The 13,715-nt window shown below is 54.5% G+C and carries 14 protein-coding genes; 10 read left to right on the top strand and 4 right to left on the bottom strand.

What is annotated here, in order from left to right; all coding sequences use genetic code 11:
- Nucleotides 1-162: 162 nt before the first annotated feature.
- From F8R23_RS20255 to F8R23_RS20245, 3 genes are read left to right on the top strand one after another with little or no spacing between them, the layout of a single operon-like run.
- Nucleotides 163-492 carry a YqcC family protein gene (locus tag F8R23_RS20255; RefSeq protein ID WP_165366331.1) on the top strand — a complete coding sequence of 110 codons (330 nt, stop codon included), beginning with the start codon at nucleotides 163-165 and terminating at the stop codon, nucleotides 490-492.
- Nucleotides 492-1,262, top strand: coding sequence for a tRNA pseudouridine(65) synthase TruC (gene truC, locus F8R23_RS20250; protein WP_129937092.1), 771 nt, complete (start codon nucleotides 492-494; stop codon nucleotides 1,260-1,262). Before F8R23_RS20255 ends, truC begins: the two co-directional genes overlap by 1 nt.
- A 33-nt stretch (nucleotides 1,263-1,295) precedes the next feature.
- A complete protein-coding gene (locus tag F8R23_RS20245) occupies nucleotides 1,296-1,745 on the top strand; it encodes a flavodoxin (RefSeq protein ID WP_129937093.1) in 450 nt (149 codons plus the stop codon).
- Nucleotides 1,746-1,906: 161 nt separating this feature from the next.
- Here the strand turns inward: F8R23_RS20245 and F8R23_RS20240 are convergent, their stop codons facing one another.
- The 4 genes from F8R23_RS20240 to map form a co-directional block, all read right to left on the bottom strand.
- The gene (locus F8R23_RS20240; protein ID WP_006318690.1) at nucleotides 1,907-2,296 is read right to left on the bottom strand and encodes a DUF3461 family protein; all 390 of its coding nucleotides are present in this window, start codon (nucleotides 2,294-2,296) and stop codon (nucleotides 1,907-1,909) included.
- A gap of 129 nt (nucleotides 2,297-2,425) precedes the next feature.
- The gene (gene dapD / locus F8R23_RS20235; protein WP_085118544.1) at nucleotides 2,426-3,250 is read right to left on the bottom strand and encodes a 2,3,4,5-tetrahydropyridine-2,6-dicarboxylate N-succinyltransferase; all 825 of its coding nucleotides are present in this window, start codon (nucleotides 3,248-3,250) and stop codon (nucleotides 2,426-2,428) included.
- A gap of 43 nt (nucleotides 3,251-3,293) precedes the next feature.
- Entirely contained in the window at nucleotides 3,294-5,972 is a 2,679-nt protein-coding gene (gene glnD, locus F8R23_RS20230; RefSeq protein ID WP_129937863.1) for a bifunctional uridylyltransferase/uridylyl-removing protein GlnD, read from the bottom strand.
- 74 nt (nucleotides 5,973-6,046) lie between these two features.
- Entirely contained in the window at nucleotides 6,047-6,841 is a 795-nt protein-coding gene (map, locus tag F8R23_RS20225; protein ID WP_112347223.1) for a type I methionyl aminopeptidase, read from the bottom strand.
- A 356-nt stretch (nucleotides 6,842-7,197) separates the two neighbouring features.
- Here map and rpsB point away from each other — a divergent pair, with 356 nt between their 5' ends.
- From rpsB to cdsA, 7 genes are all read left to right on the top strand, one after another.
- Nucleotides 7,198-7,923 carry a 30S ribosomal protein S2 gene (gene rpsB / locus F8R23_RS20220; RefSeq protein WP_020828365.1) on the top strand — a complete coding sequence of 242 codons (726 nt, stop codon included), beginning with the start codon at nucleotides 7,198-7,200 and terminating at the stop codon, nucleotides 7,921-7,923.
- A 127-nt stretch (nucleotides 7,924-8,050) separates the two neighbouring features.
- The gene (gene tsf, locus F8R23_RS20215) at nucleotides 8,051-8,902 is read left to right on the top strand and encodes a translation elongation factor Ts (protein WP_085118538.1); all 852 of its coding nucleotides are present in this window, start codon (nucleotides 8,051-8,053) and stop codon (nucleotides 8,900-8,902) included.
- A gap of 148 nt (nucleotides 8,903-9,050) precedes the next feature.
- Nucleotides 9,051-9,776, top strand: a complete 726-nt coding sequence (gene pyrH / locus F8R23_RS20210) for a UMP kinase (protein WP_085118537.1) — start codon at nucleotides 9,051-9,053, stop codon at nucleotides 9,774-9,776.
- 123 nt (nucleotides 9,777-9,899) lie between these two features.
- Entirely contained in the window at nucleotides 9,900-10,457 is a 558-nt protein-coding gene (gene frr, locus F8R23_RS20205) for a ribosome recycling factor (protein WP_085118535.1), read from the top strand.
- Between the two features lie 157 nt (nucleotides 10,458-10,614).
- Nucleotides 10,615-11,811, top strand: coding sequence for a 1-deoxy-D-xylulose-5-phosphate reductoisomerase (gene ispC / locus F8R23_RS20200; RefSeq protein ID WP_112347222.1), 1,197 nt, complete (start codon nucleotides 10,615-10,617; stop codon nucleotides 11,809-11,811).
- 278 nt (nucleotides 11,812-12,089) lie between these two features.
- Nucleotides 12,090-12,848: a (2E,6E)-farnesyl-diphosphate-specific ditrans,polycis-undecaprenyl-diphosphate synthase gene (ispU, locus tag F8R23_RS20195; protein ID WP_085118532.1), complete on the top strand. Its 759-nt coding sequence runs from the start codon at nucleotides 12,090-12,092 to the stop codon at nucleotides 12,846-12,848.
- Between the two features lie 9 nt (nucleotides 12,849-12,857).
- On the top strand, nucleotides 12,858-13,706 hold the full coding sequence (gene cdsA, locus F8R23_RS20190) for a phosphatidate cytidylyltransferase (RefSeq protein ID WP_112347221.1): 849 nt from the start codon (nucleotides 12,858-12,860) through the stop codon (nucleotides 13,704-13,706).
- Nucleotides 13,707-13,715 lie beyond the last annotated feature (9 nt).

Below are 13,715 nucleotides of genomic sequence, written 5' to 3'. Positions count from 1 at the left end.
TTCGGTGAACTTATTGTGCCGTGTGGCCGTGCCGGCCACCAGTTCAAATGTATCTATGCCATCAATTCAGCTGGATTTGGGCTATAAAAAGTAAAATGCTATGCTTTGCCGCCTTTCAGCCGTGCCGCTGAATATCATGGTTTAAACAGATCGGGAATGCAGATGAGTATACAAAATCAGGTTCGCCATAGTTTGCAGGCGATTGAACAGTCAATGCGAGAGTTGGCGCTGTGGCAAGCTATGCCGCCCGAGCCTGAAGCCTTCGCCAGCCCCGAGCCGTTTTGCATAGACAGCATGTCGGCCGAAGCCTGGCTACAGTGGGTCTTTCTGCCTCGCATGTACGCGTTGCTGGATGCGGGAGCGCCGCTGCCGACGCGTTTTGCTATCACGCCTTACTTTGAAGAGGCGTTGAAAGATAATGATCCCAACTGCATGCCGCTGTTGGTGCTGTTGCAGCGCCTGGATCAAATGCTGAATAAAGAGCCACAATAATGCTTGAGATTCTTTATCAGGATGAGCATTTGGTGGCGGTGAACAAGCCTTCTGGGTGGTTGGTACACCGTAGTTGGCTGGATCGCCATGAAACCCAATTTGTGATGCAGACCGTGCGCGATCAGATTGGCCAGCACGTATATACCGTGCACCGCCTCGATAGACCGACCTCCGGGGTGCTGTTGATGGCGCTGTCCAGCGAGGTGGCACGGCTGCTGTCGCAGCAGTTTGAACAGCATCAGATGCAGAAAACCTACCATGCAGTGGTGCGTGGTTACGTGCTGGAAGGCGCTACCATCGACTATCCGTTGACGGAAGAGCTGGACAAGATCGCCGACAAGTTTGCTTCGAAGGACAAAGGCCCACAGCCGGCAGTCACTCATTATCGACCGTTGGCACAGGTTGAGATGCCGGTGGCGATTGGCCGTTACGACAGTGCGCGCTACAGCCTGGTTGAACTGAAGCCGGAAAATGGCCGCAAGCACCAGTTACGCCGCCATATGGTGCATATCCGCCATCCGATCATTGGCGACAGTAAACACGGCGACCTGAACCAGAACCGGGGTATGGCCCAGTATTTTGGCTGCCCGCGCCTGATGCTGCACGCCAGTCATCTGCAACTGAATCATCCGGTAACCGGTGAGCCGCTGCATCTTTCTGCGCGCTGGGATGAACGCTGGCAGGGCGTCATGTCACAGTTTGGCTGGACAGAGAGTATCCCTGAGCTTGCCAGGGTTGAGTTTCCCCCGGCTTGCGGTCAGGATAACTGATCATTTTCAAAGGTATTGAAGGGAGTAGGGGCAATGGCTCAGGTTGGAATCTTCGTGGGAACGGTCTACGGCAACGCATTATTGGTGGCGGAAGAGGCTGAAACTATCCTCAGCGAGCAGGGCCACGAGGTCAAACTGTTTGAAGAGGGTACGCTTGAGGCCTGGCAGTTTTACCGCCAGCACCATGCGCTGGTGATCACCTCAACTACGGGCCAGGGCGATTTGCCGGACAGCATTGCGCCGCTGTTCCACGCCATCCGTGACCAGGTCGGCTACCAACCTGAGCTGCGCTATGGGTTGATCGCGCTGGGTGACAGCAGCTATGACAATTTCTGCGGTGCCGGGCGTGCGTTTGATGCACTGTTGCAGGAGCAGGGTGCCACCCGCGTGGGTGAGGTGTTGGAAATCGATGCGATGGAACAGCCGGAGCCGGAAGTGGTTTCTTGCCCGTGGGTCGCGAAATGGGGCACGTTGCTGAAATAGATTTACCCGTCGCCTTTCAAGTTGCAGCGTTGTTAGCTGCACTTGCACACCCCAGTTACTTACTTAAGTAAGCTCCTGGGGATGAGCAAGTTGGCTGCCTAGCTGCAACTCGAAATTCATAGGGTAAAAATGAAGTCCAGTAGATCCAGTTCGCTGAACCCTTATTTACCGCGGGTCAGTTTTTCCAGATCGGATTCGATCTCGGCAATCTTGTGGGAGACCACGCCTTCCAGATGACGCAGGTCATCAAGAATTTTGCGCTTCAGATCCACTTCCACCTGATCGCGCTGGCATAGCTGATCCAGTTCATCAATGACATAACGCAGGTTCGGGTTAATTTCGTGGATTTCTTTGTAACCCTGGCCGGCATTGTCTGCCACCACCGTTTTGCGTTGGCGCGGATATTTGAATTTCACGCTCTTGGCAAAGAACTCGCCTTTATCCTTGCGGAAATAAATCTTAAGAATGTCGTTATTGGCCTCCTGACGCAGGCTATAGCGATCGACATCTTCCGGTTGATTGATTCCTAAGCTTTTCAGGTTGTCATACATAATAGCGCCACCTTATAAATAGACTATATTCCACGGTCTGGGATTATGGCGAATAACCGCGCCAGAGACTGTGACTGCTCACGTAATGAAGATAAAAAAATGGCGGGTGATTAACCCGCCATGTCTATTTTAGTCGATGGTGCGTAATAACTCATTAATGCCGACTTTACCGCGCGTCTTGGCATCGACTTTCTTGACGATGACTGCGCAATACAGGCTATAAGAGCCATCTTTGGACGGCAGGTTACCGGAAACCACCACCGAACCGGCCGGCACGCGGCCGTAGTGCACTTCGCCGGTTTCACGATCGTAAATGCGGGTGCTCTGGCCCAGGTATACACCCATGGAGATCACTGAACCTTCTTCCACGATCACACCTTCAACCACTTCTGAACGTGCGCCGATAAAGCAGTTGTCTTCAATGATGGTCGGGTTGGCCTGCAGTGGCTCCAGTACGCCACCGATGCCGACGCCGCCGGACAGGTGAACGTTTTTACCGATCTGCGCACAAGAACCGACGGTAGCCCAGGTATCCACCATGCTGCCTTCGTCAACGTAGGCACCGATGTTCACATAGGATGGCATCAGCACGGTATTGCGGGCGATGAACGCACCCTGGCGTACGGTGGCTGGTGGCACTACGCGGAAGCCTTCTTTCTGGAAGCGCGCTTCGTCGTAATCAGCGAACTTCATCGGCACCTTGTCGTAATAACGGGTTTCGGCACCGTCCATCACTTTATTGTCATTGATGCGGAAAGAAAGCAGCACGGCCTTTTTCAGCCACTGATGCGTTACCCACTGACCGTCAATCTTCTCGGCAACGCGCAGGGCGCCGCTGTCCAGCAGGCCGATCACCTGGTTTACCGCTTCGCGCGTTACGGTGTCTGCGTTCGCCGGGGTGATTTCCGCACGGCGTTCGAAGGCGTTTTCAATAACGTTTTGTAATTGCTGCATGCTGTTCTCTGTCCTGATGTTGTCTACGAAAAGGTTACTTGTATCACATTTTATCGTTTGGATTGAGGGCCTCTGTCAACCGTTGTTCCAACTTTCTGCGCGTTTCCGGGTTAAGGGCGCGTCGATCGCTGTCGGCCAGGATAAATAAATCCTCAACCCGCTCGCCGATAGTGGAGATGCGTGCGCCGTGCAGCGACAGGTCCAGATCGGCGAACACTTCACCCACCCGGGCCAGCAGGCCAGGTTGGTCGAGTGCGGTCAGTTCCAGATAGCTGCGGCGGTCGGTATGGGTCGGCAGGAAGCTGACTTCGGTCGGCACGCTGAAATGGCGCAGCTTGGAAAAGGGCCTGCGCACGCGCGGCGGCTGATACTCCCGTTGGGTAATGGCCTGCACCAGCGCGTGGCGGATCGCCGTGTGACGATCCTGAGCCAGCGGGCTGCCGTCCGGTTCCAGCACGATAAAGGTGTCCATCGCCATGCCGTCGCGGTTAGTGAAGATCTGCGCGTCATGTACGCTCAGGTTGCGGCGATCCATCTCGCCGGCGACGGCGGCAAACAGGTACGGGCGGTCCGGGCTCCAGATGAAAATTTCGGTGCCACCGCGCGTTGCCTGTCGGCTGACCAGCACCAGCGGTTGGGTGGAGTCATGGGCCAGCAAGTGACGAGCGTGCCAGGCCAACTGATTGGGCGAGTGACGCAGGAAGTAATCGGCGCGGCAGCGGCTCCAGATGCGGTGCAACGCTTCCTCGTCGATATTGTCCATGCGCAGTAGTGCCAACGCCTGCAGGCGATGATGACGTACGCGCTCGCGCAGGTCCGGGCTATTTTGCATGCCGCGGCGCAGCTGTTTTTCGGTGGCGAAGTACAGTTCACGCAACAGGCTCTGCTTCCAACTGTTCCACAAGGTTTCGTTGGTGGCGCAGATATCTGCCACCGTCAGACAGACCAGATAACGCAGGCGGGTTTCGCTCTGCACTTCGGCGCTGAATTGCTGAATAACGGTCGGATCCTGGATATCGCGGCGTTGGGCGGTCACCGACATCAGCAGATGACAGCGCACCAGCCAAGCGACCAGTTGGGCTTCGCGGGAGTTCAAACCATGCAGTGCTGCGAACTCCAATGCATCTTCCGCGCCGAGGATCGAGTGGTCGCCACCGCGCCCTTTGGCGATATCGTGGAACAGGGCGGCCAGCAGCAGCAGTTCCGGATTCGGCAGGCGGGGATACAGCTCGACACACAGTGGATGACGCGGTCGCGTTTCGGCATCGGCAAAGCTTTCCAGCTTTTGCAGGACGCGAACGGTGTGTTCGTCGACGGTGTAGGCATGGAACAGGTCGAACTGCATTTGCCCGACGATCTTGCCCCACTGTGGCATATAGGCCCACAGTACGCTGTGGCGATGCATAGGCACCAATGCCCGAGAGACCGCGCCTGGGTGGCGCAGAATGGCCATAAACAGCTCACGCGCTTCCGGAATAGTGCACAGCGGCTGCTTCAGATGGCGACGGGCGTGGCGCAGTTGGCGCACGGTAGTGGAATAAATACCTTTGATTTCACGGTTGCGTACCATCAGGTAGAACATCCGCATGATGGCTTCTGGCTGACGGATGAACAGCGTCTCGTCACGCAGATCGATCAAATCACCGCGCAATTGGAAATCATCGTTCAACGGCCGCGGTTTTTCCGTGGCATCCAATGCCAGAATGGCCTCGTCGAACAGCTGCAGCAGCATGTGATTCAATTCACCGACGCGGCGCGTCATGCGATAAAAATCCTTCATCATGCGTTCAACCGGTTCGTTGCCTTCCCCCTCATAACGCAGCAACTGTGCCACGTTGAGCTGGCGATCGAACAGCAGGCGGTTGTCGTAGCGCGGTAGCACCAGATGCAACGCGAAACGGATACGCCACAGAAAGCTCTGGCATTCGTTCAGTTCGTTGCGTTCAGCCTGGGTGAGAAAGCCGAAACCGACCATTTCGTCCAGCGAGGTAGCGCCAAAATGACGACGCGCCACCCACAGCAGCGTGTGAATATCGCGCAGGCCGCCGGGGCTGCTCTTGATATCCGGCTCCAGGTTGTAGCTGGTGCCGTGGTATCGCTGATGGCGTTCCTGTTGCTCAACCACCTTGGCGTGGAAAAATTGCGGCGAGGGCCAGAAACCATCGCTGAAAATATGTTTTTGCATTTGCAGGAACAGCGCGACATCGCCGCAGATCATCCGCGACTCAATCAGGTTGGTGGCGACGGTCAGGTCCGCCAGGCCTTCCAGCAGGCATTCTTCCAGCGTTCGCACGCTGTGACCCACTTCCAGCTTCAGATCCCACAGCAGGGTGATAAATTCCCCCACGCGTTGGGATTGTTGTTCATTCAGGCGGCGCTGGCTGAGCACCAGCACGTCAATGTCCGAGAGCGGGTGTAGCTCGCCGCGGCCATAGCCACCGACGGCAACCAGCGCGGTTTCCGGGATATCCTCGAAGCCATGGTAGATCCACAGACGGCGCAGCAGGCGGTCGATAAAGTCGCTGCGGGCGGCCACCAGGCTTTCGGCGCTGGAGCCGGCGTTGAATGCCGCCGCCAGCCACAATTGGAACTGTTCAAGGCGCTGTTTTAGCGCGATGCAGTTGATCTCCTCATCGCCATAGGCGTTGGGATATTCAGGCTGCTCCGGCACGGCCTGTTGCACAATGACCGAGGTGTCTTGTTGGCGAAAGTTTTCAGACATAATACGCAGCCCATAAAAAAGGCCGGCAAAAGCCGGCCTGTGACATCATGCATCGCGGCAAAACGCCGCGGCGCTTACATCTCGTGCGTAATGATGTTGGGGATGGTGTCATCCTTGCGCAACGTCATTATCTCGCAGCCGTTATCTGTGACCACAATAGTATGCTCATACTGCGCCGACAAGCTGCGATCCTTAGTTTTTACCGTCCAGCCATCTTTCATGGTGCGGATACGGTAATCACCGGCGTTGACCATTGGCTCGATGGTGAAGGCCATACCGGCTTGCAACACCACGCCACCGTCGTCAGCGTCATAGTGCAGTACCTGTGGTTCCTCGTGGAACACTTCGCCAATGCCGTGGCCGCAGTACTCGCGCACCACCGAGAAATTCTCGGCTTCGACAAATTTCTGGATCTCTTTGCCCAGGCTCCGCAGACGGATGCCCGGCTTCACCATTTTCAGTGACAGATACAGGCTTTCCTGAGTGATGCGGCACAGGCGCTCGCCCAGAATGGTCGGTTTGCCGGCGATGAACATTTTAGAAGTATCGCCGTGGAAACCGTCTTTGATCACGGTGACGTCGATATTAACGATGTCGCCGTCTTTCAGGACTTTGTCATCGCTTGGGATGCCGTGGCATACCACTTCGTTCACCGAGATACACACGGATTTCGGGAAGCCGTGGTAGCCCAGACAGGCAGAAATGGCCTGCTGCTGGTTAGTAATGTGATCGTGACAGATACGATCCAGTTCGCCGGTCGTTACGCCAGGTTTGACGTGCGGCTCAATGATTTCCAGCACTTCGGCAGCCAATCGGCCGGCCACGCGCATTTTTTGGATGTCATCAGGTGTTTTAATTGAAATTGCCATGAAATTCGTCCGCAGGTGTCGTGCTCGCCGACAACAGAAAGAAATAAGAAGCAGTCTCTTATGGTATCAGCCCGGCCTGAGGCTGCCAAATTTGATTTCTCGCAGGACTTTGGTTGGTAACAAAAGTTGGTGTCGGGGGCGGGTTTATGGTATAAAGCGCGCCGGCAGATCCGCTCTTCGTCCTTGTGATAATGACGGAAAAAGCCGAAAATACTTTAACTGCACTCACTTTGTGTAAATAACACACACGTATCGGCACATCCGCCGGGGTGCCCTGAGGTGATTTATCACCGCCAGGGTCGGCGTTATGGGATACGTGGAGGCATAACCCCAACTAACTCTATAGAGGTTTAATCATGGCAACTGTTTCCATGCGCGACATGCTCCAGGCCGGTGTACACTTTGGTCACCAAACCCGTTACTGGAACCCGAAAATGAAGCCTTTCATCTTCGGCGCACGTAACAAGGTTCACATCATCAACCTGGAAAAAACTGTACCAATGGCCAACGCAGCACTGGCTGAACTGACCAAGATCTCTTCCCGTAAAGGTAAGATCCTGTTCGTTGGTACTAAGCGCGCAGCAAGCGAAGCGGTAAAAGAATATGCTAACACCTGCGACCAGTTCTTCGTGAACCATCGCTGGTTGGGCGGCATGCTGACTAACTGGAAAACCGTTCGTCAGTCAATCAAGCGTTTGAAAGATCTGGAAATCCAGTCTCAAGATGGCACCTTTGACAAGCTGACCAAGAAAGAGGCGCTGATGCGTACTCGCGAACTGGCCAAGCTGGAAAACTCCCTGGGTGGTATCAAGGACATGGGTGGTCTGCCTGACGCTCTGTTCGTCATCGATGCTGATCACGAACACATCGCGATCAAAGAAGCCAACAACCTGGGTATCCCGGTATTCTCTATCGTTGATACCAACTCCGATCCAGACGGCGTTGACTTCATCATCCCTGGTAACGACGATGCAATCCGTGCAATCAAATTGTACCTGACTGCCGTTGCTGCCGCCGTCCGTGAAGGTCGTTCTCAAGATCTGGCCGTTCAAGCGGAAGAAAGCTTCGTAGAAGCTGAATAATAAGGCAAGCTCGTCACTGAGCCCTTATTAACCAGGTATTGAATATGTTGGTTAGGGGGGCCTTTATAGGCCCCCTTTGCTTATCTGAATGAGACTGTCTCCACGCGAGATAACCGAGGAAAAAGAAATGGCTGATATTACCGCTGCTCTGGTAAAAGAACTGCGTGAGCGTACTGGCGCTGGCATGATGGATTGTAAAAAAGCTCTGGTTGAGTCTAACGGCGACATCGAGCTGGCAATCGAAAACATGCGTAAATCTGGTGCGATCAAAGCGGCGAAAAAAGCAGGCAACGTAGCTGCTGACGGCGTGATCAAAACCAAGATTGAAGGCAACTACGGTCTGATTCTGGAAGTTAACTGCCAGACTGACTTCGTAGCTAAAGATGCTGGTTTCCAGGCATTCGCTGACAAAGTGCTGGATGCTGCTTTTGCCGGCAAAATCACTGATGTTGAAGTGTTGAAAGCACAGTTCGAAGAAGAACGTGTAGCGCTGGTTGCGAAAATCGGTGAGAACATCAACATCCGTCGCGTTGCTTCCCTGGAAGGCGAAGTGTTGGGTAGCTACCTGCACGGTGCGCGTATCGGCGTTCTGATCGCAGCTACAGGCGCTAGCGAAGAGCTGGTTAAGCAAATTGCCATGCACGTTGCGGCAAGCAAGCCTGAATTCGTTAAGCCTGAAGATGTGTCTGCTGAAGTGGTAGAAAAAGAGTACCAGGTTCAGTTGGACATCGCCATGCAGTCTGGCAAGCCGAAAGAAATCGCAGAGAAAATGGTTGAAGGCCGCATGAAGAAATTCACCGGCGAAGTTTCTCTGACCGGTCAGCCTTTCGTTATCGAACCAAGCAAAACCGTTGGCCAGGTGTTGAAAGAGCATAACGCTGACGTGGTTAACTTCATCCGCTTCGAAGTGGGCGAAGGCATCGCTAAAGTTGAGAACGACTTTGCTGCTGAAGTTGCAGCAATGAGCAAGCAGTCTTAATGACTGTTAATGGAGCCGCCGTCTGGCGGTTCCATTTTATCCAGCCAGAATTACACCGGTGGCAAGCCCTGTGGCATGATACACAGCACAGGCGCGTTTCATCGGCTGAAATCCCCAATACTAATACTGCTTCTTAGGACAGATCACCATGGCAACCAATGCAAAACCCGTATATCAGCGTATTCTGCTTAAACTGAGTGGCGAAGCCCTGCAAGGCGCAGAAGGTTTTGGTATCGACGCTAGCGTTTTGGATCGCATGGCTCAGGAAGTGAAAGAGCTGGTCGAACTGGGTATTCAGGTCGGTGTAGTTATTGGCGGCGGTAACCTGTTCCGCGGCGCGGGTCTGGCACAAGCCGGCATGAACCGCGTAGTGGGCGACCACATGGGAATGCTGGCTACCGTGATGAACGGACTGGCTATGCGTGATGCACTGCACCGTGCCTATGTGAACGCCCGCCTGATGTCGGCAATTCCGTTGAACGGCGTGTGCGACAACTACAGCTGGGCCGAGGCGATCAGCCTGCTGCGCAATAACCGCGTAGTGATCTTTGCTGCCGGTACCGGCAATCCGTTCTTCACCACCGATTCTGCTGCGTGCCTGCGCGGGATCGAGATCGAAGCGGATGTGGTATTGAAAGCAACTAAAGTGGATGGTGTATACTCCGCTGACCCGGTTAAAAATCCGGATGCCACACTGTACGAACATATTACCTATCAGGACGTGCTGGAGCGCGAGCTGAAAGTGATGGACCTGGCGGCATTTACGCTGGCCCGCGATCACGGTCTGCCAATCCGCGTATTCAACATGAACAAGCCAGGTGCACTGCGCCGGGTGGTAATGGGTGAAAACGAAGGCACGCTGATCGGCAAATAAAGCTGTTCTGCCAAATTTAGCGGGAGCGGGCAACGCCAGACGTCGCGTGCTCTCCTTGAGTAAAATTCACGGGCTATACTGTGGTATGGCCTGCCAAGTATCCAGCTTTCAAGGGTTCGCAACGTGATTAATGAAATTAGAAAAGATGCTGATTCACGCATGGAAAAAAGCGTAGAAGCATTCAAAACCCAAATCAGCAAAATTCGTACCGGCCGTGCTTCTCCAAGTATCCTGGACGGCATTATGGTTGAGTACTACGGTTCCGCCACGCCACTGCGCCAATTGGCCAGCGTGACCGTTGAAGACTCCCGTACCCTGGCAATCAACCTGTTTGATCGCTCCCTGGGTTCAGCGGTAGAAAAAGCCATCATGTCCTCAGACCTCGGCCTGAATCCAAGCTCAGCCGGCAGCGTGATCCGTGTTCCCCTGCCTCCGCTGACTGAAGAACGTCGTAAAGATCTGATCAAAGTCGTCCGTAACGAAGCAGAGCAGGGCCGTGTGGCGGTTCGTAACGTGCGCCGTGATGCCAACGATAAAGTTAAAGCGCTGCTGAAAGACAAAGAAATCAGCGAAGATGAAGATCGTCGTTCACAAGACGACGTTCAGAAACTGACCGATGCCTATATCAAACTTCTGGATGCCGCTCTGGCGGATAAAGAAAAAGAGCTGATGGATTTCTAATCAGCAACGCGCAGAAAAAAAGCGTCGCCTGGGCGGCGCTTTGTTTTTTGTGGCGCAGATCCCGTTTCATCGTACTGATTGATCATGGACAAGCGGTGGCCAAGGTTACACACTGGAACACCTCCGATCTCATCAGACAGTTATTCAGAGTGAGCTCATGAAGCAACTGACTATTCTTGGCTCCACCGGCTCAGTGGGGACCAGTACCCTGGCCGTGGTCAGGGCAAATCCCGACCTTTTTGCGATTAAAGCGCTGGTTGCCGGCCGTAATGTCGCGGTCATGGCGCAACAGTGCATAGAGTTTCGCCCGGCGTATGCCGCGATGGCGGACGAAGGCGCTGCGCGTGAACTGCGTACTCTGCTGGCGGAAAACGGTATTGCCACCGAGGTCATGGTGGGCGAGCAGGCCGCCTGTGAGTTGGCGGCACTGGACGACGTCGACCAAGTTACGGCAGCCATTGTTGGCGCTGCCGGGCTATTGCCTACGCTGGCGGCCATCCGTGCCGGCAAGCAGGTACTGCTGGCGAACAAAGAGTCGCTGGTGACCTGTGGACGCCTGTTTATGGACGCGGTACAGCAGAGCAAGACGCAATTACTGCCACTCGACAGCGAACATAATGCCATTTTTCAGAGTTTGCCTGAGAGCATTCAGCGTCAGTTGGGATACTCTTCATTAGAAAGTCATGGTGTGTCGCGCATCGTGCTTACCGGTTCCGGCGGCCCGTTCCGTACCACGCCGCTGGAGCAGTTTGTCACGATGACGCCGGATCAGGCCTGTGCCCATCCAAATTGGTCGATGGGGCGCAAGATCTCGGTAGACTCCGCCACCATGATGAACAAAGGACTGGAATATATCGAGGCCCGCTGGCTGTTTAACGCCTCGGCCGAACAAATGGAAGTGATTCTGCATCCGCAGTCGGTGATCCACTCGATGGTGCGTTACACCGATGGCAGCGTGTTGGCCCAATTGGGCACGCCGGATATGCGTACGCCGATCGCCCATGCGATGGCTTACCCGCAGAGGGTCAATTCTGGAGTGGAAGCGCTGGATTTCTGCCGTATCGGGTCGCTGACCTTTGCCGAACCTGAGCGGGAACGTTATCCCTGCCTGTATCTGGCGATTGAGGCTTTCGATGCGGGCCAGGCGGCAACTACCGCGCTGAACGCGGCCAACGAAGTGGCTGTGGCAGCTTTCCTGCAGGAACAGATTCGCTTTACCGATATTGCGACAGTGAACCAAAAAGTCGTCGAACGGCTGTCACTGCAGGAACCGTCCTGCATTGATGCGGTCTTAGAAATAGATCGTCATGCGCGTGAGGTTGCGGTTGGATTGGTTAAATCATTGTGTAACTGATACCGGCAATTATCCTATTTTGTTCGCAAATTACGCGTGCCGCAGTGGGGCCGTTTGTTCAGGCCTTGCTGAGGTGGTATAGTCTGCGCCACCTTTCAGCGGTTATACCGTTGAATTATGGCCTGATTGACATCTCGAAAGCCGGTAGCGCAGCGCAGATTACCGGCTATCGCAGGGCAGACTGAAAAGCCGTGTCGGGCACACGGCTTTTTTTGCGCGTAAGGGCCTGATGTTCCGGAAAGGCAGTTGTATTTCTATTGAGGAAATAAGTACGAGTTATGTCGTCCGCAAATCAACAAGAGGCTAATCTGTCCACTCTGGGGCCACGGCATGTCGCCATTATTATGGACGGCAATGGGCGCTGGGCTAAACGTCAGGGTAAGTTACGTGTCTTCGGTCATAAAGCAGGGGTGAAATCGGTACGTCGTGCGGTCAGTTTTGCCGCCAACAACCATTTGGATGCACTCACGCTTTATGCCTTCAGCAGCGAGAACTGGAACCGTCCGGTGCAGGAAGTCTCCGCCCTAATGGAGCTTTTTGTCCGCGCCTTGGACAGTGAAGTAAAAAGCCTGCATAAACATAACGTCAGATTGCGAGTGATCGGTGACATTAGCCGTTTCAGCACGCGCTTGCAGGAGCGGATCCGTCGCTCTGAGCAACTGACAGAAAATAACGATGGCCTGACGCTCAACATCGCTGCCAACTATGGCGGCCGTTGGGATATTATTCAGGGAGTAAGGGAACTGGCTGAGCAGGTGAAGGACGGTTCACTGCGTCCGGATCAAATTAGCGAAGAATTACTGGGTGAGCGGGTCTGTATGAACGATCTGTCGCCGGTGGATCTGGTGATCCGCACCGGTGGAGAACATCGCATCAGTAACTTCTTGCTGTGGCAAATTGCTTACGCCGAACTTTACTTTACTGATGTACTCTGGCCTGATTTTGATGAACTTGTCTTTGAAGGTGCGCTGAATGCATTTGCACAACGCGAGCGTCGCTTCGGGGGAACAACACCTATCGGCGCCGATGCGTCCTAGGGGGAACTTTTGCTGAAGTATCGCCTCATAACTGCTCTGGTTTTAATTCCGATTGTTATCGCGGCGCTGTTTTTGCTGCCGCCGGTGGGCTTTGCCCTGGTAACACTCGTGGTGTGCATGTTAGCGGCCTGGGAGTGGGGCCAACTGGCCGGTTTTACCTCCCGCTCGCAGCGTATCTGGTTGGCGATACTGTGCGGCTTCCTGCTGGCGTTGATGCTGCTCAGCATTCCGGCCTATCACCAGTCGGTCCATTTGCTTCAGGTCGGCGGTCCGTTGTGGTTGTCGCTGGCCTGGTGGCTGGTAGCGCTGTTGCTGGTGCTGTTTTATCCCGGCTCGGCTGCGTTGTGGCGTAACTCACGCCCGATACGTCTGGTTTTCGGTCTGCTGACCATAGTGCCGTTCTTCTGGGGCATGCTGTCGCTGCGCCAGTTCGGTTATGAACAGAACCACTTCACCGGCGCCTGGTGGCTGCTGTATGTGATGTTACTGGTTTGGGGTGCGGATTCCGGCGCCTATATGTTCGGCAAACTGTTCGGCAAGCATAAGCTGGCGCCGAAAGTTTCTCCGGGGAAAACCTGGGAGGGGCTGATTGGTGGCCTGATTACTTCAGCCCTGATATCCTGGCTGTTTGGTCGGTACGCTCCGCTGAATGTGGTGCCGACGACCTTACTGATTTGTTCGGTGATTGCCGTGCTGGCTTCCGTGCTGGGCGATCTTACCGAGAGCATGTTCAAACGCGAAGCAGGTATCAAAGACAGTGGTCATTTGATACCGGGTCATGGCGGTATACTGGATCGTATCGATAGCCTGACCGCAGCAGTGCCTGTATTTGCCTGCCTGATGCTGTTAGTGTTTTAATCCGTCAAT

This window comes from Serratia proteamaculans (genome assembly GCF_008830365.1).
Classification (GTDB): domain Bacteria; phylum Pseudomonadota; class Gammaproteobacteria; order Enterobacterales; family Enterobacteriaceae; genus Serratia; species Serratia proteamaculans.
The sequence above is the reverse complement of the archived record's forward strand: the minus strand, read 5'-3'. Positions and strand labels throughout refer to the sequence as shown.